The organism is Luteimonas yindakuii (assembly GCF_004803715.2).
In the GTDB taxonomy this organism is placed as follows: Bacteria; Pseudomonadota; Gammaproteobacteria; order Xanthomonadales; family Xanthomonadaceae; genus Luteimonas; species Luteimonas yindakuii.
On the sequence record NZ_CP039383.2, the window covers coordinates 1,599,024 to 1,615,904 of the forward strand.

The window sequence follows — 16,881 nt, forward strand, 5'->3', positions numbered from 1 at the left end:
ATTCTAGCCAGCCCGCTGGCCGGCGTGCTTTGCGTTTGCTGCCGGATCGTACGGAAGCACCGCTTCCACCGTTGTGCCATGGCCGCGCAGCGACCGGATATCGAACACGCCGCCGACACCGTGCGCGCGTTCGCGCATGATCGCCAGGCCGAGGCCGCCGTCCGCGGGGGTGTCGAAGCCACGGCCGTCGTCGACGACGCGCAGGTGCAGGCGGTCCCCGCTGTCCTCCAGGCGCAGCGAGACGCGCGCCGGTGCCGCATGCCGCAGGGCGTTGGTCATCGCTTCCTGTGCGATGCGGAAGCACGCCTGCTCGACCTCGCGTTCCGGACGCCGCGGCAGCGCCGCGATCGAGAGTTCGAGGCCGACGCCGGCATGCGTGAACAACCGCTCCGCATGCCAGCGCAGAGCCGCTTCCAGGCCCAGCGCGTCGAGCTGCGGCGGACGCAGCAGGATGGAGATGTCGCGCAGCCGCGACAGCGTCGCGTCGGCGAGTGCAAGCACGTCGTCGAGGTCGTCGTGGCGACGCGCCGGGTCGTCCTCGTCCATGGCCGCGCTCGCCGACATCTTGATCGCGGTGATCGACTGGCCGATGTCGTCGTGGAGGTCGCGCGAGATGCGGCGCCGCTCGTCCTCCTGCACGGAGAAGATGCGCGCCGCCATTGCCTGCAGCTGCAGGTTGCCGGCGGCAAGCTCGTCGCGCATGCGCTCGGCATCGGACAGGTCGCGCATCACCACCACGGTGCAGATGGTGTCCTCGTAGCGCGTCTCGGCCGCGGTCAGCGCGGCATTGAACAGGCTGCCGTCGCTGCGTCGCATGCGCGGTGCGCGCACGACCGCGGCGTCTGGCACCTGGCCGGAGACGAGCGCGGCGCGCAACCACGCACCCAGTAACGGCGCGTCGTCCTCGGCCACCAGCTCCTGCACCGGCAGGCCGGGCATCGATTCCACCGGCCGCCCGAAGGCCTCCGCGCAGGCCGGGTTGGCGTAGCGCACGCGGTCCCCGGCCAGCAGGACCACGCCATCCGGCAAGGCCCGGATCAGGTCGCGGAACTGGCGCTCGCGTTCGCGCAACTGGCGCCGCGCCGCCTCGGCCTCGGTGATGTCCTGCAGCGTGCCGCGCAGCAGGTGCGCGGTACCGTCCTCGGTGGCGCGCGCGCCGCGCAACTGCAACCGCCGCGTGCCGTCCGGCGTATCGACAGGAATCACCACGTCCAGCGGCGGCCCGTGGCCGGAAGCCAGTGCGTCCAGCAGCCCGGACAGCTCCGCGGCCCAGCCCGGCAGTGCATCCAGCAGCAGGCCACGCACATCGGCATCGTTGCCGGCGGGCACGCGGATGCCGAGGATGCGGCAGGTCTCGTCGGACAGATGGCCGCGACCGGAGGCGGGGTCGAACTCCCACGACCCCAGGCAGGCCAGTTGCTGCGCCTCGCGCATGCGCCGCGCGCTCTGCGCACGCTCGCGCTCGGCGCCGATCTCGGCGGTGCGGTCGCGCATGCTGACCAGCCGCGCCTCACGGCCGTCATGGTCCAGGCGTGCGACGTGGAGTTCGACATCGCGGCGGCGTCCGTCGGGCAGGCGGATCCGCCGAATCGTGGCCGGCCGGCCTTCCTCGCCTGGGTGCGGCAGCACGCCCTGCAGGTCGGCGGCGTCGCCGGGCAGCGCATCCTCGGCCCCCAGCCCGAAGAACGCGCGCGCCGCCGGATTGACATACAGCAGCCGCCCGCTGCCGGCCTCGTGCAGCCACAGCGGATCGGGATGCCGATCCAGCAGCCCGCGGTAACGCTGGGCGTAGTCGAGCGTGGCGCGGTGGGCGCGCTCGATGCCGCGCGCCTGGTTGCGCAGCAGCAGCCACAGGCCGGCGGCAGTGGCCAGCACGAACAGCAGGCCCTTCGCCGATTGCGCGGCGCGGACCGTGGCCGAGGGCAGCAGCCACTCCACGAGGAGGTCGCTGAACAGGATCCACGCCGCGCTCAGCAGCAGGTAGAGCAGGGGAATCCACCAGCGGATGCCGGCCAGGCTCTGGCGCAGGTCGGCACCACGCGCACGTGCGGTGTCGCTGTCTCCCTCGCGAACTGCTGCCATGTGGTCCTTTCCGACGGTTGCCGCGTCCGAGTCTAGCCGCCAGCGAGTGGGCGCCTCAATTTCCGACCCGCCGCGCCGCTACCGGTGGACGAGCCCCTGCCGACCGCGGCGGGGGTGGCCCGAACACGGAGCACTTCGCCCAGATGGACCCTGGCGTCATCTCGAGCCTGCTCAGCCATCCGCTACCGGATGGCCTGCTGCTGCTGGATCGCGACGGCCGCTGCCTGCTGGCCAACGCGGTGGCGCAGGCGCGCGGACTGGACGCACTGGTGGAGCGCCATGCGCCGTCACTGGCGGGCCTGCGCGCGCGCCTGTCGCAGGGCGAGGAAGCCGTGGACTGCGAGCTGCCCGGGGCCGATGGTGCCCTGCAGGCCTGCATGCGGGTGGTCACGCGTGACCGGCAGGGCGTGGTGGCGTACTCGCTGAGCGTGCAGCTGTCGTCGGTGGCCGGGGCATGGCTGGAGGCGGCGGAGTCGGGCGGCCATGGCCTGTGGGTCTGGGACATCCGCCAGGACCGCCTGCAGCACTCGGTCTCGTGGCTGAAGCTGATGGGCTACGAAGGTGCATCCGCCGGCGTCGACCGTTTCGCCGATGCGCAGCGCCGGGCGCATCCCGATGATCGCGCGCGCCTGCGGAGTGCCCTCGAGGCCCACCTGGCCGGTCGCAGCCCGGCATATCTGTGCGAGTACCGCTGCCTGCATCGCGACGGCAGCTGGCGCTGGGTGCGCGATGCCGGCCGCGTGACCGCCTGGGATGCCAGCGGCGCGCCGTTGCGCATGGCCGGCACCGTCACCGGCATCGGCAGCCAGAAACAGCTTGAACAGCGCCTGCGCGAACAGCGTGGACTGGTGGAGGAAACCCAGCGCCTGGCCGGCATGGCCAGCTGGACCTGGGACCCGGCCACCGATGTGGTCTGGTGCACGCGCGAACTGCGCGCGGCGCTCGGCCTCGACGACGGGCTGCGCGTGCGCGCCTGGCTGCGCCGCTGCCGCAGCGACCGCCGGGCGCTGCGTCAGGCCTGGGACCGGATCCGCCAGGGCGAAGGCACCGTCAGCTTCGAGATCGCCGTGGACGGTGCCGCCGACCGCCTGCACCTGCAGGTGTGGGCGTCGCCCCGTTGCGACGGCGGCCAGCTGCTGCGGGTGATCGCACAGATCCAGGACGTCACCGCGCAGCGCCGGGCCGACGCCGCCAACCGCAGGCGCGGGGAGCTGCTGCGGCGGGTGGCGGAGCTCGGCCGGATCGGCGGCTGCGAGATCGACGCCGCCACCCGCACCCTGTACTGGACCGAGGAATGCGCGCGCCTGCACGGGCGCGAGGGCAGCACGATGGCGCTGGACGAACTGCTGCGCCACTACACCACCGAATCGCGCGATGCCCTGCACGAGGCGATGGCGCGGGTGGCCGATGGTGCCGACGCGATCTCGCTGGACCTGTGCTTCTACCGGCCCGACGGCGTGCAGGTATGGACCCAGGCGGTGGTCGAGTACGACCGCGACGGGGCCGGCCAGGGACGCCACCTGGTGCTGTTCCGCGATACCTCGCGCGAGCGCGAGGCCAGCGCACGCATCGAGCTGCTGTCGCACTACGACACCCTGACCAGGCTGCCCAACCGCACGCGGCTGCGCGAGGAGATCGAAGCCGTCCTCGCGGCCACCGATGGCGGGTCCGGCCACGCACTGCTGCTGCTCGACCTCGACGGCTTCGGCGGCATCAACGAAGCCCATGGCCACGCAGCGGGCGATGCGGTGCTCAGGACGGTGGCGGCGCGCCTGCACATGCTGGTCGACGCCGGCGACCTCTTCGGGCGCCTGGGCGCCGACGAGTTCGTCGTCCTGCTGCGCCAGGGCGAGGGCCGCGAGGCCATCGCCGCCGCTGCCCAGCGCATCGTGACCGGCCTGTCCGATCCGGTGCCGGTGGACGGCGAGATCCTGCGGTTCGGCGTCAGCGCCGGCATCGCGATCCGCCCCGCGGACGTCGGGTTCGACGAACTGCTGCGGGCGGCCGCGGCCGCCCTGCACAACGCCAAGCAGGACGACGGCCGCAACCGCATCCAGTTCCACAGTCCGGAAGCCTGGCGCCGTTCGCGCCGGCGCCTGGATCTCGAGCAGGCGATGCAGGGCGCGCTCGAGCGCGACGAATTCTCGCTGGTCTACCAGCCGCTGTACGAACTGCGCGGTGGCACCGTGGTCGGCGTGGAAGCGCTGTTGCGCTGGCACCACCGCGACCTCGGCCACTGCCCGCCAGACGAGTTCATCCCGATTGCCGAGGCGACCGGCGACATCAACCCGATCGGCGACTGGGTGCTGCGCGAGGCCTGCAGCCAGGCGGCGGCATGGTCGCGCGCCGGCATCGTCGTCGGGCGGATGTCGGTCAACGTGTCGGCGGTGCAGTTGCGCGATCCCGGCTTCGCCGCGCGCGTGCTGGGTGCCTGCGCGGAGAGCGGATGGCCGCCCACGCAGCTGGAACTCGAACTTACCGAGTCCGCCCTGCTGCGCGACACACCGGCGTTGTGGCATTGCTTCGACGTCTTCGCCCGTGAGGGCGTGGCGCTGGCGATCGACGACTTCGGCATCGGCTTTTCCAGCCTCAGCTACCTCAGCCGGCTCCCGGTCGGGCGGCTGAAGATCGACCGCAGCTTCATTGCGGGGCTCGGCGACGGCCGGCGTTCCGCCGAGGTCACCCGCGCCATCATCCAGCTCGGCAAGGCCCTGCGCATGCAGGTGCTGGCCGAGGGCGTGGAAACCGCGGACGACGAGCGCCTGTTGCGCGAATTCGGCTGCGACGAGGTGCAGGGCTACCTGTATGCCCGTCCATTGCCCGCGCGCGAGGTCTCGCGTTGGCTGCAGCCGCGCGCTGACGACACCGTGGCCGAATCCGGCCGGGTCACCGTGCTCCGTCGCTGAGCGGATCGCATCGTCGCGCCGCGAGGCGCATCAACCCGATGCATGCGTGGCCGCAGGGGAGGGCATCGACCCTCCCGGACTGATTGCGTGCGGAGATCACCGCCTGCGCGTCGGGCGATTGCGGCAGGTGGATCCTGCGCGTGCCTGTGCAGGTGCATGCGGCATGGCGCCGAGGCCACCCTGCATTGAAGGTCGGGCGTCAGGCGCCGACGGCCAGGTCCCACTCGATGAAACTGGCCAGCAGGTCGGGGCTGGCTTCGGGCTGCTGGCGGTTCGCCAACAGCAGCTCGAGTTCGCCATGCGCCAGCTCCTCGAGGCGACGCAACACGTCGTCACGTCGGCGGCCGGCCGTCGGTACTCCCGGCGCACCGGCACCCTCCGCATCGGGTGGCAGCGCACACGACAACGCCCCGGCCGTGGCCGGGGCGTTGCTGTCATCGTGGGCGACCGGGCGATCCAAGCTCAGAACAGCTCGACGGTGCCCGCACCCATGGACTCCTGGGTGACCGGCTTGTGCGGCGGCTTTTCCCAGGTGCCGCGCAGTTCGCGCAGGCGCTGGCCGATGCGCTGTAGGGCACGGATGAGTTCGTCGTCGAACACGCCGCCGTTGCGACGCAGCAGGTCCTGCAGGTCGATCGCTTCGCGGTTGATCGCGTTCAGCCGCTCCAGATGCGCATGCACGCCACCCAGCGCCTGGGTGGCGATGTCCTCGAACTGCAGGGCGCGCACCGCGTCCGCCACGCTGCCGTCGATGGCGCGGCCGCAGTCGGAGATCTCGCGCATGCCGTCGCCGAGCGAACGATTGATCGCAGCCACCTGGTCGAGCATGCCGGCGGCCTCCACGCGCGCTTCCCGCGAGCGGTCCAGATCGCGCGAGGCCATCCCCGAGACCGTGTCGCGCACCTTGGCGATCGATTCCTTGGAAGAGTGCGCAAGCTTGCGGATCTGTTCGTTGAAGGCGGTCGAGCGCTCGGAGAGGTTGCGCACCTCGTCGGCGACCACCGCGAAGCCGCGGCCGGCCTCACCGGCGCGCGCGGCCTCGATGGCGGCGTTGAGCGCCAGCAGGTTGGTCTGGTCTGCGATCGACTTCACGTCCTCGAGCAGGGCGAAGATGCCGTCGAGGTGGCCGGCCATCTCGTCGATATGGGTGACGGTGGCGCCGCTCTGGCCGCTGACCTGTTCCAGCGCCTCCACCAGCTGCTCCATGCGCTGGCTGGCGTGCTGGGCGAAGCGGGCGACATCGGCACCGCTGTCCTGGTCACCGGTGCGGTCGAGGATGCGCGCCATCGCCTGCGCCTGCTGCCGCGACTTGCGGTTCATCGCGTCGAAGCTGCTGCCCAGCCCGCTGACGGCCTGGCGGATGAGGTCGCGTGCGCGCTCCACTTCCACCCGCGAGCCTTCGATCTCGGCGCCGACGAACTGGCGCAGCTCGCTCAGCAGCTGCTCCTGCTCCTGCAGCACGCGCGCATGCTCCGGCGGTCGCCGGGTTTCGCGCATCACCAGCCAGAAACCGAAGCCAAGCCAGCTGGCGGTCACGGTCAACAGGATCGCCCAGCGCACCGCGCCCGGCCATTCCAGCGCGAACGCAAGTGGCATCAGCAGGGTGAGGAACAGCGGTGCGGCGAGGCGGATCAGCAGACGTGCGTACATGGGGCGCTCTCAGACGGGCTCTACGGACCCGGTATCGGCCCCCGTCGACCGGGCTTTAGCGTTTGCCCCCGTTGCCGCGGCATCGCGTGCGCTGGTTGCGGCATTTGCGACGCAGGCCGCAGTTCACCCACATCTGGAAACGGGCCGCGTCGGCAGCCCGCTTCATGCAGAGTCGTGCCCGCCTGCGTGAGAGGCGGGCACGCCAGTGTGGGCGCTTACCAGTGCAGCTGGACGCGCGCCTCGAGGATCGACGGATCGTCGTTGAACACCAGGCCGCTGGCGGCATCGCTGGCACGGCTGGTGACGTTGACGTAGTTGAGCATCAGCTTGGCGTTCTGGCGCCAGTACCAGTTCACGCCCGCCGTCCAGGCCTCCATGCGACCGCCGCGCACGGCGCCGTCGTCGAGGTCCAGATAGTCGTAGCGCAGGCCGAACTGCCACAGGCCGGGATTCTCGACGCGGGTGCGGGGCAGGCCGCCGCTGTAGTTCCAGCCACTGCCGCCCGGCGTCCACAGGGCGCTGACATAGCCGCCCTCGGTGTCATAGCCGCTGTTGCCGATGCGGTCGGCGCTCGACAGGAAATACTCGCCCTGCAGCTTCACCGGCCCATCGATCCACATCGCCTCCAGGCCGGTGGTGGACAGGCGGTCGACATCGACCAGGCTTCCGCTGTCGACGATGCGTACCGCCGCCATGTCGGCGTTGGGGCGCGCGCGCAGGCGCAGGGCATCGCTGTCGGTATCGCGGTCGACGTGGCTCAGGCCGAGGTGCAGGACGCGGCCGTCATCACGCACCGGGGCCCACCAGCCACGCGCGCCGTAACCGGCACCGCCGGCGTCGTCGTCGAGGTTGCGGCCGAACCAGCCGACCGTGGCGCCGTGGGCACCGGCGTCGTAGCTCCACGAGGCACCCAGCCGGCGGCCGGTGGCGAACGTGCCCGTCGCGGCCGCCTTGGCGATGAAGTCGTTGTGGCGCGACGACGACAGTTCCTCGAGGCTGTTCGGCTGCTTGGCCTGGCCGAGCAGCAGGGTCTGCTTCGGCGAACCGTCGCCACCGAACGCCCAGGTCACGTTGTTGTCGAGGAAGTTGTCGCCCTCGATGTCGTAGCCGAGCACCCAGCCGAATCCACCCGGGCCCTTGCCCTTGAGCGCGAGTTCGAAGCGGCGGATGCCGGTGGCGCGGTCGCGACCGTCGTCGCGGCCATCCAGGTCGCGCAGGTCGTTGTCGAACCAGTAGCCGTCGACCTGGAACATGCCTTCGAAGGCGACTTCGGAACCGGCGACCGTACCGAGGGGAATTTCAGCGTGCGCGGGCATCCAGCAGGCCGCGCCCAGGGCGATCGGCAACAACAGGCGTTTCATGGGTGGGGTCATCCAACACGGGGCCCACCAGTTTACCGTCGCCGGCGTAGACGGCAGGGAACGGCGTGTTCCGTTGCGCCGGCTTGCCCCGGCGCAGGCGCGCCACAAGAAGCGCACGCGTACGCAGGTGACGGGCCGGTCCTACGGCAGCAGCCTTCCCAGCGATTCCAGCATCCGCCCGCGCGAGAACAGCAGGTCCCACTGGCTGCCGCCCACCTGCCGCCACAGCACCGCCGAGCGCACCGCGGCCAGGAGCAGCGCGCGGATCTCCGCGACGACGCCCGCCTGCCCGAGGTAATGCGGCGAACCCTGCACCATCACCCGTGGCCGCAGATGGCTGATGGTGTCGGCGTACAGGGTGCCGAGTGCGTTGAGCACGTCCGGATGGGTGCCGCCATGGGCCTCGGCCTGCGGGGCGAGCCTGCGCAGACCGCTGCCGACGGCCTCCTGCACCGCCGGCTCCGAGGAGAAGCGGCGCTCCAGGCGCATCACCGCCAGCGCCAGCTTGGGCACGGCGTCGTCGTGGGCCTGGCGGGTCAGGTAGTCGCGCAGCAGGCGCAGGCCGGGATGCAACGGCGGCACGCCGCCATAGACGTCCGACACCGACTCGGCATCGATGCGGAACACGCTGTCGATCACCGCGCTGGCGGCGTCGCTGCGCGACTGGCCGGTCTCGGCGGTGGTCCGGACCTGCTGCAAGGCCTGCGCGAGCGCCGCAAGGGCCAGCACGCGATCGTCGAAGGAATCAGTCATCGCGCAAGTTTAACCGCTGCCCCGTGGTCCCCGCGGTCCTGTGCAGCGGTCACCGGCGCGTCGGTGGCGGCGATCACCCCGCCGCCAAGGCACTCGTCGCCGTCGTAGAGCACCAGCGACTGTCCCGGGGTCACGGCCCGCTGCGGGCGGTCGAAACGCACTTCGAGGGTTCCGTCGTCGCGCACTGCGACATCGCAGGCTTCCGGCGGCTGGCGGTAGCGCGTCTGCGCCAGCGCGCGGAACCGCGCCTGTGGCGGGCGGCCGGCGATCCAGTGCATGTCCTCGGTCCAGGTGAGGTCCGACATCAGCCAGCGGCTGTCGCGGTCCTGGTCCACCACCAGCACGTTGTCCCCGACGCGCTTGTCGACGACGTACCACGGCGCGGCGGCAAAGCCGCGCACGCCACCCAGCTGCAGGCCCTCGCGCTGGCCGAGGGTGAAATAGAACACGCCGGGATGGGTGCCAAGCACGCGCCCGTCCGGGGTCCGGATCTCGCCCTCGCGGGCGGGCAGGTAGCGGCCGAGGAAGCTGCGGAAATCGCGCTCGCCGATGAAGCAGATCCCGGTGGAATCCTTCTTCGCGGCGGTCGGCAGGCCTGCGGCGGCGGCCAGTTCGCGCACGCGGTGCTTGGGCAGTTCGCCGAGCGGAAACAGCGTCGCGGCGAGCTGTTTCTGGCCGAGCTGGTGCAGGAAGTAGCTCTGGTCCTTGCCGGCGTCGTGCGCGCGCAGCAACCGCCAGCGCCCGCCGGCGTGATCCACGCGCGCGTAGTGGCCGGTGGCGATGCGTTCGGCGCCCAGCGCATGGGCGGCGTCGAGGAAATGCCGGAACTTGATCTCGCGGTTGCACAACACGTCCGGATTGGGCGTGCGGCCGGCGGCGTACTCGGCCAGGAAGTGCTCGAACACGCCCTGCCAGTACTGGCCGGAGAAATCACGGAAGTGGATCGGGATGCCGAGCCGCCCGCAGACCGCGACCGCATCGCGCCGGTCGTCCTCGGCGCGGCAGTCGCCGCTGCCGTCGTCGGCCCAGTTCTGCATGAACAGTCCGGCGATCGATTCGCCCGGGTCCTGCAGCGCACGGTCACGCAACAGCAGTGCCGCCACCGACGAATCGACGCCGCCGGACATGCCGACGATGATGCGCGGCGCGCTCACGGCAGGCAGGTGACGAGGTCGAGCGGATAGCGCCGGCCGGCGAGGAAATCCTCGACCGTGCGCGCCACCAGCGGGCTGCGGTGGCGGGCTTGCGCCTGCCGCAGTTGCGCAGGGGTCAGCCACAGCGCGCGTTCGATGCCGCGGTCCAGCGGCCGCGCCGGGTCGTGCGAGACCGGCACCGCCGCAAAGGCAAAGCGCAGGAAGGGCTGGCCGTCTTCGGCCGTCCACTGGTACACGCCGACCAGGTGGGTGAGGCGCACCGTCCAGCCGGTTTCTTCCAGGGTCTCGCGCACGGCGCCATCGGCCAACGACTCGCCCGGGTCGAGGTGCCCGGCCGGCTGGTTGATCACCAGCGCGCCGGCGGCGGTCTCCTCCACGCACAGCAGGCGCCCGTCGTCGACCACCAGGGTGGCCACCGTCACCGCGGGCTGTCCGCTGAGGTCGCGACGTGCGCTCACAGCGCGTCCAGTTCGCCGCTGAAGACGATCTCGCGGTCGTCGGCGGTTTCCGCGGCGATCGACAGCGCCAGTTCGAGCAGCGGGGCGTCGAGCGGTTCCGGCAGCTTGATAACGTAATACAGCACGTCGCCGGCAAGCTCCCAGGCACCGAGCTTGCGCGTCTGGCTGTCGCGCAGCAGGGCGTTGGCGGTACCGGCATCGAGGGCTTCCTCGAGCTGCGCGGCCGGCGAGAACACCTCGCGGATGCGCCTGCCCGCGATCTCCTCGGTGCGGCCGGACACGAACACCATCTGCGTGCGCGACTCCTGCGCCCACGAGAAGACCACGCGGTAGTCGCCGTCACCGTCGACCTCGTACCCGATGCCGGCCTCGGCAAGCAGCGCCGGCACCGCGTCGCCAGGCGCCGGCGGTTCGGGCGGCGCCGGAGGCGGCGGCAGCAGCAGGGCGGTCAACAGCAGGGCGAGGGACATGGGTGGGAATCCGGAATGGCGCGTTCCAGCAACGCGCACACGCATTCTCGCCCCGGGCCCCGGCGACGTCCACGGACGTCGCGGTGCGGAACGTATAATTCCGCCATGCCCCGCAATCCCGAACACGAGCACGATCACGGCGTTGCCGTCGAAACCGGCCGCCCCGAACTCGCCCGGCCGCCGATGTACGCGGTGCTGCTGCTCAATGACGACTACACGCCGATGGATTTCGTCATCGATGTGCTGGTGCGGTTCTTCTCGATGAACCTCGAGAAGGCGACCCAGGTGATGCTGCATGTCCATACACGCGGTCGTGGCGTGTGTGGGGTCTACAGTCGTGAGGTGGCCGAATCCAAGGTGGCGCAGGTGAACGAATACGCGCGCCTGAACCAGCATCCCTTGCTCTGCACCATGGAGAAGGCCTAAAAGCAGGCAGGACCGGCGGGCATGGAAAACCGGCGGGCAGGCCCCACCTAGGCCATAGACTTTCCGGAGGCATCCGCCCCATGTTCAGCAAGGATCTCGAGTACTCCATCGGCCAGTGCTACAAGCGGGCCCGCGAAGCCCGCGACGAGTACATGACGGTCGAACACCTGCTGCTGGCACTCCTCGACAACCCGTCGGCGGAAGCCGTGCTCAAGGCCACCAGCGTGGATTTCCAGCGCCTGCGCGGTGACCTCGAGCAGGCCATTGCGACCAGCGTCTCCAAGCTCGACGAAGGCGACGGCCGCGACACCCAGCCGACGCTGGGCTTCCAGCGCGTGCTCCAGCGCGCCGTCTACCACGTGCAGTCCTCGGGCAAGAAGGAGGTCACCGGCGCCAACGTGCTGGTGGCGATCTTCGGCGAGAAGGACTCGCACGCCGTCTATTACCTGAACCAGCAGGACGTCACCCGCCTCGACGTCGTCAACTACCTGTCGCACGGCATTGCCAAGGCCAGCGACGGCGAATCCGCGCCGGGTGGCGAGGACGGCGAGGGCACGGTGGGCGAGGGTGGCGATGGCAAGGCCGACGCGCTGGCCGAGTACGCCACCGACCTCAACGCCGCCGCCCGCGAGGGCCGCATCGATCCGCTGGTGGGACGTGCCGACGAGATCGAGCGCACGATCCAGGTGCTGTGCCGGCGGCGCAAGAACAACCCGCTGTACGTCGGCGAGGCCGGCGTCGGCAAGACCGCGATCGCCGAGGGCCTGGCCAAGCGTATCGTCGATGGCGAAGTGCCCGAGGTGCTGGCGCACGCCACCATCTATTCGCTCGACCTCGGCGCGCTGGTCGCCGGCACCAAGTACCGCGGCGATTTCGAGAAGCGCCTGAAGGCCGTGCTTGCCGCGATCCAGAAACATCCGGGCGCGGTGCTCTTCATCGACGAGATCCACACCATCATCGGTGCTGGTTCGGCGTCGGGCGGGACCATGGATGCGTCGAACCTCCTCAAGCCCGCGCTGGCCAAGGGCGAGCTGCGCTGCATCGGCTCCACGACCTTCCAGGAATACCGCGGCATCTTCGAGAAGGACCGCGCCCTCGCACGCCGCTTCCAGAAGATCGACATCGTGGAGCCGACCACCGGCGAGGCGATCGACATCCTGCGCGGGCTCAAGGCCCGCTACGAGTCGCACCACGACGTCACCTATGCCGACGATGCGCTGCGCGCCGCGGTCGAGCTGTCGGTCAAGCACATCGCCGACCGCCTGCTGCCGGACAAGGCCATCGACGTCATCGACGAGGCGGGCGCCCGCCAGCGCCTGCTGCCCGAAAGCGTGCGCAAGGCGCTGATCGACGTCGAAGAGGTGGAGACGATCGTCGCGCGGATGGCACGGATCCCGGCCAAGCAGGTGAGCGCCTCGGACAAGGACGTGCTGCAGCACCTCGAGCGCAACCTGAAGATGGTGATCTTCGGCCAGGACCCGGCGATCGAAACGCTGGCCTCGGCGATCAAGCTGGCGCGCTCCGGCCTGGCCAATCCGGACAAGCCGATCGGCAACTTCCTGTTCGCGGGCCCAACCGGCGTCGGCAAGACCGAGGTCACCCGCCAGCTCGCCCATCAGCTGGGCATTGAACTGGTGCGCTTCGACATGTCGGAGTACATGGAGCCGCATTCGGTCAGCCGCCTGATCGGCGCGCCCCCGGGCTACGTGGGCTTCGACCAGGGCGGGCTGCTGACCGAGAAGATCGTCAAGACGCCGCACTGCGTGCTGCTGCTCGACGAGGTGGAAAAGGCCCATCCGGACATCTTCAACATCCTGCTGCAGGTGATGGACCGCGGCACGCTGACCGATACCAACGGCCGCGAAGCGAACTTCCGCAACGTGATCGTGGTGATGACGACCAACGCGGGGGCCCAGCAGGCCTCGCGGCGTTCGATCGGCTTTACCCGCCAGGACCACAGCACCGACGCGATGGAAGTGATCCGCCGCAGCTTCAGCCCGGAATTCCGCAACCGCCTCGATGCGATCGTGCAGTTCCAGCCGCTGGGCTTCGACCACATCCTGCGCGTGGTGGACAAGTTCGTCATCGAGCTGGAAGCGCAGCTGCACGAGAAGAACGTGTCGATCAACGCCACCCCGGAGGCACGCGACTGGCTGGCCCAGCACGGCTTCGACCCGCAGATGGGCGCACGCCCGATGGCGCGGGTGATCCAGGACAAGGTCAAGCGTCCGCTGGCCGACGAGCTGCTGTTCGGCACGCTGGTCGACGGCGGCAGGGTCAGCATCGATGTGCGCGACGGCGAACTGGTCGTCGAGGCGTCGCCGGAGCCGGAGAAACTGCTGCCGGCAACGGTGGACTGAGCCCGCAGGGCGCGACAATGAAAAAGGCGGCCGATTGGCCGCCTTTCTTCTGCGCCGGTGGAACCTACTTCATGCGGTAGGTGATCCGGCCCTTGGTGAGGTCGTAGGGAGTCATCTCCACCTTGACCCGGTCACCGGTCAGGATGCGGATGTAGTTCTTGCGCATCCGCCCCGAGATGTGGGCGATGATCTCATGTCCATTTTCGAGCTTTACCCGGAACATCGTGTTCGGCAGGGTCTCGGAAATGGTGCCTTCAAATTCAATGACGTCGTCTTTCGCCATGCGTCCTGTCTGCGTTGGTCGCGGGCGCGGAATCGCAGACCCGGAAAACGCGCCATTCTGCCACGGATGGCGTCGCGGCGCAAAAATAGCGAGGCGCACTCACCCTGCGAGGTCGCGCGCGGCCTGCTCGCCGAAGCGCTCGCGCCAGGTACCAGGCGGCTCGCATGCCTCCACCAGCGGCGCGATCGTGTCGAGGAAACGCGCCCGCCGCCACGATTGCGCCCCCAGTCGCTCCAGGTGGGCGGTGGGCATCTGCGCGTCGATCAGCGGCCACCCGCGTCCCGCCAGGTGCCGTGCCAGCGCGGCGAGCGCGACCTTGGAGCCGCCGGACTCGGCACTGAACATGCTCTCGCCATAGAACATCCGCCCCACCGCAACGCCGTAGATGCCGCCAACCAGGCGCTCGCCGTCCAGCACCTCGACACTGTGGGCATGCCCGAGCGCATGCAGGCGCAGGTAGGCCGCCTGCATGGCGTCGGTGATCCAGGTGCCGTCCTGCCCGGGGCGCGGTGCACCGGCGCAGGCGGCCACGACGGCACCGAAGCGGGTGTCGGCCCGCACCGTCCAGCGCGAACGCCGCAGGCTGCGGCGAAAGCGCGTGGAGAGGTGAAGGTCGCCGGTGACGAACACGCCGCGGGGGTCCGGTGACCACCACAGGATCGGCTGGCCGTCCGAATACCAGGGAAAGATGCCGCCGCGGTAGGCCGCCAGCAGCCGTTGCGGGCTCAGGTCGCCGCCAATGGCCAGCAGTCCGTCCGGCTCGCACAACGCCTGCGTCGCCGGCGGAAACGGTGCGTCCGGATCGGCACCGAGGATGGCCGGGCGTGCGTCCACCGCCATCAGGTCGCGGCATCCGGCTTGAACGGCGAATGCGCGGCTAGTGTCGCCGCGTAGGCGCGCACGCTGGCGGCTTCCTGCGTGCACCAGTCGCGCAGGGCGTCGGCGAATGCCGGGTCGGCGATCCAGTGCCTGCTGCGCACGAAGTGCGGCAGGAAGCCGCGGGCGATCTTGTGCTCGCCCTGTGCGCCTGGTTCGAAACGGGCGATCCCTTCGCGCAGGCAGTAGTCGATGCCCTGGTAGTAGCAGGTCTCGAAATGCAGGCCCGGCAGGCTGCGGGTGGCGCCCCAGTAACGTCCGTACAGCGTGTCGCGGCCACGCAGGCACAGCGCGCCGGCGATCGTTTCGCCCCCGTGCTCGGCCAGGATCAGCACCAGGGCGCGCGGCATCCTCGTCGCCAGGTGGCGCAGGAAGGCGGGAGTGAGCGCCGGCGAGTTCCCGTACTCGACAAAGGTCTGCAGGTAGAAGCCATACATCGCATCGAGGTCCGCGGCGTCCGCCTCGTCGCCATGGCGCACGCGGAAGGTCACGCCCGCCCGCGCCACGCGGGCGCGCTCCTGGCGGATGTTCTTGCGGTGCTTGTGGTCCATTGCCGCGAGGTAGTCGTCGAACCGCCGCCAGGGGCCCGGGTTGTGCCAGTGGTACTGGACGTCCAGCCGCGGCAGCCAGTCGTCGCCGAACGCGGCGTCGTCGGCTGCGGTATGGAAATTGACATGCGCCGACGACAGTCCGTCGGCCCCGGCCTGGCCGCGGATCGCCGCGACCAGTGCGCGGCGCGCGGCGTCATCCACGGCGAGCAGGCGTGGCCCGGTGACGGGCGAGTAGGGCACCGCACCCAGCCACTTGGGGAAATACTCCCGGCCGTAGCGCGCATACGCATGCGCCCATGCATGGTCGAAAACGAATTCGCCGTGCGAGTTGGTCTTCAGGTAACCCGGCGCGGCGGCCACCAGGCGAGTGCCATGCCAGACGGTGACGTGGCGTGGCGTCCACCCCCAGTCCGCGCGCAGGCACCCCGTCGCCTCCAGCCCGGACAGGAACGCATGGGCGACGAACGGGTTGCTGCCGGTATGCAGGGCATCCCAGTCCGCCGCTGGAACCTCTTCCAGCGACGGCAGCACGCGCGCTTCAGGCCGGACGCTCACGCAGGCGGCCGTCGGCGACTGGAATCCTCAGCCCTGCTGGTCGAGGAAGCGCTCGGCATCCAGCGCCGCCATGCAACCGAAACCGGCCGAGGTGATTGCCTGGCGGTAATGCTGGTCGGCGACGTCGCCGGCGGCGAACACGCCCTGTACCGAGGTTTCGGTGGCGCCGCCGCCGAGACCGGAGCGGATCTCGAGGTAACCGTTGTTCATCGCCAGCTGGCCCTCGAACAGCGAGGTGTTCGGGGTGTGGCCGATCGCCACGAAGAAGCCGTGCACGTCGATCTGCCGGGTCGAGCCGTCCTGCACCGACGTCAGGCGCAGGCCGGTGACGCCGGCGTCGTCGCCCAGCACCTCGTCGACAACGTGGTGCCACACCGGCTCGATCCTGCCGGCGGCGATCTTGGCGTGCAGCTTGTCCTGCATGATCTTCTCCGCGCGCAGGGTGTCGCGGCGGTGCACCAGGTAGACCTTGCTGGCGAGGTTGGACAGGTACAGCGCCTCCTCGACCGCGGTGTTGCCGCCGCCGACCACCGCGACCTCGCGGTCCTTGTAGAAGAAGCCGTCGCAGGTGGCGCAGGCGGACACGCCGCGGCCCTTGAAGGTCTCCTCGGACGGCAGGCCGAGATACTTGGCGGTGGCACCGGTGGCGATCACCAGCGCCTCGCAGGTGTACTCGCCGTTGTCGCCCTTGAGCCGGAACGGACGCTGCGACAGGTCGGCGGTGTGGATGTGGTCGAACACCGTCTCGGTCTCGAAGCGTTCCGCATGCGCCTGCATGCGCGCCATCAGGTCCGGACCCATGAGGCCGTGTGCATCGCCGGGCCAGTTGTCGACCTCGGTCGTCGTCATCAGCTGACCGCCCATCTGCATCCCGGTGACCACCACCGGCTTGAGGTTGGCGCGTGCCGCGTAGACGGCGGCGGTCCAGCCGGCAGGGCCGGAACCGAGGATCAGGAGGCGGCAGTGCTTCGGGGTGCTCATGTATACTCGCGACGT

The 16,881-nt window shown here is 70.2% G+C and carries 15 protein-coding genes; 3 read left to right on the forward strand and 12 right to left on the reverse strand.

Annotated features, from left to right (window positions below):
* Positions 1–3 precede the first annotated feature (3 nt).
* Complete coding sequence (locus tag E5843_RS07330; RefSeq protein ID WP_134673380.1) at positions 4–2,082, reverse strand: sensor histidine kinase; 2,079 nt, start codon at positions 2,080–2,082, stop codon at positions 4–6.
* Positions 2,083–2,225: 143 nt separating this feature from the next.
* Here E5843_RS07330 and E5843_RS07335 point away from each other — a divergent pair, with 143 nt between their 5' ends.
* The gene (locus tag E5843_RS07335; protein WP_141065852.1) at positions 2,226–4,988 is read left to right on the forward strand and encodes a bifunctional diguanylate cyclase/phosphodiesterase; all 2,763 of its coding nucleotides are present in this window, start codon (positions 2,226–2,228) and stop codon (positions 4,986–4,988) included.
* A 199-nt stretch (positions 4,989–5,187) separates the two neighbouring features.
* Here E5843_RS07335 and E5843_RS07340 read toward each other — a convergent pair whose 3' ends face one another.
* From E5843_RS07340 to E5843_RS07370, 7 genes are all read right to left on the reverse strand, one after another.
* On the reverse strand, positions 5,188–5,448 hold the full coding sequence (locus E5843_RS07340; protein WP_134673382.1) for a hypothetical protein: 261 nt from the start codon (positions 5,446–5,448) through the stop codon (positions 5,188–5,190).
* Positions 5,449–5,450: 2 nt separating this feature from the next.
* Positions 5,451–6,638 carry a methyl-accepting chemotaxis protein gene (locus E5843_RS07345; protein WP_136412278.1) on the reverse strand — a complete coding sequence of 396 codons (1,188 nt, stop codon included), beginning with the start codon at positions 6,636–6,638 and terminating at the stop codon, positions 5,451–5,453.
* 215 nt (positions 6,639–6,853) lie between these two features.
* The gene (locus E5843_RS07350; RefSeq protein ID WP_141065853.1) at positions 6,854–7,999 is read right to left on the reverse strand and encodes an OprO/OprP family phosphate-selective porin; all 1,146 of its coding nucleotides are present in this window, start codon (positions 7,997–7,999) and stop codon (positions 6,854–6,856) included.
* A 141-nt stretch (positions 8,000–8,140) separates the two neighbouring features.
* Positions 8,141–8,752 carry a high frequency lysogenization protein HflD gene (hflD, locus tag E5843_RS07355; RefSeq protein ID WP_134673385.1) on the reverse strand — a complete coding sequence of 204 codons (612 nt, stop codon included), beginning with the start codon at positions 8,750–8,752 and terminating at the stop codon, positions 8,141–8,143.
* Positions 8,749–9,906: a tRNA 2-thiouridine(34) synthase MnmA gene (gene mnmA, locus E5843_RS07360; protein WP_136412279.1), complete on the reverse strand. Its 1,158-nt coding sequence runs from the start codon at positions 9,904–9,906 to the stop codon at positions 8,749–8,751. Before mnmA ends, hflD begins: the two co-directional genes overlap by 4 nt.
* Positions 9,903–10,364: an NUDIX hydrolase gene (locus E5843_RS07365; protein ID WP_136412280.1), complete on the reverse strand. Its 462-nt coding sequence runs from the start codon at positions 10,362–10,364 to the stop codon at positions 9,903–9,905. Before E5843_RS07365 ends, mnmA begins: the two co-directional genes overlap by 4 nt.
* On the reverse strand, positions 10,361–10,834 hold the full coding sequence (locus E5843_RS07370) for a hypothetical protein (protein ID WP_136412281.1): 474 nt from the start codon (positions 10,832–10,834) through the stop codon (positions 10,361–10,363). The genes E5843_RS07365 and E5843_RS07370 overlap by 4 nt, the downstream gene beginning before the upstream one ends.
* A gap of 105 nt (positions 10,835–10,939) precedes the next feature.
* Between E5843_RS07370 and clpS the strand changes: the two genes are divergently transcribed.
* The gene (gene clpS, locus E5843_RS07375) at positions 10,940–11,260 is read left to right on the forward strand and encodes an ATP-dependent Clp protease adapter ClpS (RefSeq protein WP_100322997.1); all 321 of its coding nucleotides are present in this window, start codon (positions 10,940–10,942) and stop codon (positions 11,258–11,260) included.
* An 80-nt stretch (positions 11,261–11,340) separates the two neighbouring features.
* Positions 11,341–13,620 (forward strand): ATP-dependent Clp protease ATP-binding subunit ClpA, encoded by a 2,280-nt coding sequence (gene clpA, locus E5843_RS07380; RefSeq protein WP_136412282.1) that lies wholly within the window; start codon positions 11,341–11,343, stop codon positions 13,618–13,620.
* Between the two features lie 64 nt (positions 13,621–13,684).
* Here clpA and infA read toward each other — a convergent pair whose 3' ends face one another.
* From infA to trxB, 4 genes are all read right to left on the reverse strand, one after another.
* Positions 13,685–13,903 (reverse strand): translation initiation factor IF-1, encoded by a 219-nt coding sequence (infA, locus tag E5843_RS07385; RefSeq protein WP_133322078.1) that lies wholly within the window; start codon positions 13,901–13,903, stop codon positions 13,685–13,687.
* A gap of 99 nt (positions 13,904–14,002) precedes the next feature.
* Complete coding sequence (aat, locus tag E5843_RS07390; RefSeq protein ID WP_136412283.1) at positions 14,003–14,743, reverse strand: leucyl/phenylalanyl-tRNA--protein transferase; 741 nt, start codon at positions 14,741–14,743, stop codon at positions 14,003–14,005.
* On the reverse strand, positions 14,743–15,885 hold the full coding sequence (locus E5843_RS07395; RefSeq protein WP_208542741.1) for a GNAT family N-acetyltransferase: 1,143 nt from the start codon (positions 15,883–15,885) through the stop codon (positions 14,743–14,745). The genes aat and E5843_RS07395 overlap by 1 nt, the downstream gene beginning before the upstream one ends.
* A gap of 27 nt (positions 15,886–15,912) precedes the next feature.
* A complete protein-coding gene (trxB, locus tag E5843_RS07400) occupies positions 15,913–16,866 on the reverse strand; it encodes a thioredoxin-disulfide reductase (protein ID WP_141065854.1) in 954 nt (317 codons plus the stop codon).
* Positions 16,867–16,881 lie beyond the last annotated feature (15 nt).

What these genes read in the sequence shown, in the direction of transcription:
- clpS (WP_100322997.1), top strand. Translation starts at nt 10,940, where the DNA reads ATGCCCCGCAATCCCGAACACGAGCACGATCACGGCGTTGCCGTCGAA.
- clpA (WP_136412282.1), top strand. Translation starts at nt 11,341, where the DNA reads ATGTTCAGCAAGGATCTCGAGTACTCCATCGGCCAGTGCTACAAGCGG.
- E5843_RS07335 (WP_141065852.1), top strand. Translation starts at nt 2,226, where the DNA reads ATGGACCCTGGCGTCATCTCGAGCCTGCTCAGCCATCCGCTACCGGAT.
- aat (WP_136412283.1), bottom strand. Translation starts at nt 14,743, where the DNA reads ATGGCGGTGGACGCACGCCCGGCCATCCTCGGTGCCGATCCGGACGCA.
- E5843_RS07345 (WP_136412278.1), bottom strand. Translation starts at nt 6,638, where the DNA reads ATGTACGCACGTCTGCTGATCCGCCTCGCCGCACCGCTGTTCCTCACC.
- E5843_RS07370 (WP_136412281.1), bottom strand. Translation starts at nt 10,834, where the DNA reads ATGTCCCTCGCCCTGCTGTTGACCGCCCTGCTGCTGCCGCCGCCTCCG.
- hflD (WP_134673385.1), bottom strand. Translation starts at nt 8,752, where the DNA reads ATGACTGATTCCTTCGACGATCGCGTGCTGGCCCTTGCGGCGCTCGCG.
- E5843_RS07350 (WP_141065853.1), bottom strand. Translation starts at nt 7,999, where the DNA reads ATGAAACGCCTGTTGTTGCCGATCGCCCTGGGCGCGGCCTGCTGGATG.
- trxB (WP_141065854.1), bottom strand. Translation starts at nt 16,866, where the DNA reads ATGAGCACCCCGAAGCACTGCCGCCTCCTGATCCTCGGTTCCGGCCCT.
- infA (WP_133322078.1), bottom strand. Translation starts at nt 13,903, where the DNA reads ATGGCGAAAGACGACGTCATTGAATTTGAAGGCACCATTTCCGAGACC.
- E5843_RS07330 (WP_134673380.1), bottom strand. Translation starts at nt 2,082, where the DNA reads ATGGCAGCAGTTCGCGAGGGAGACAGCGACACCGCACGTGCGCGTGGT.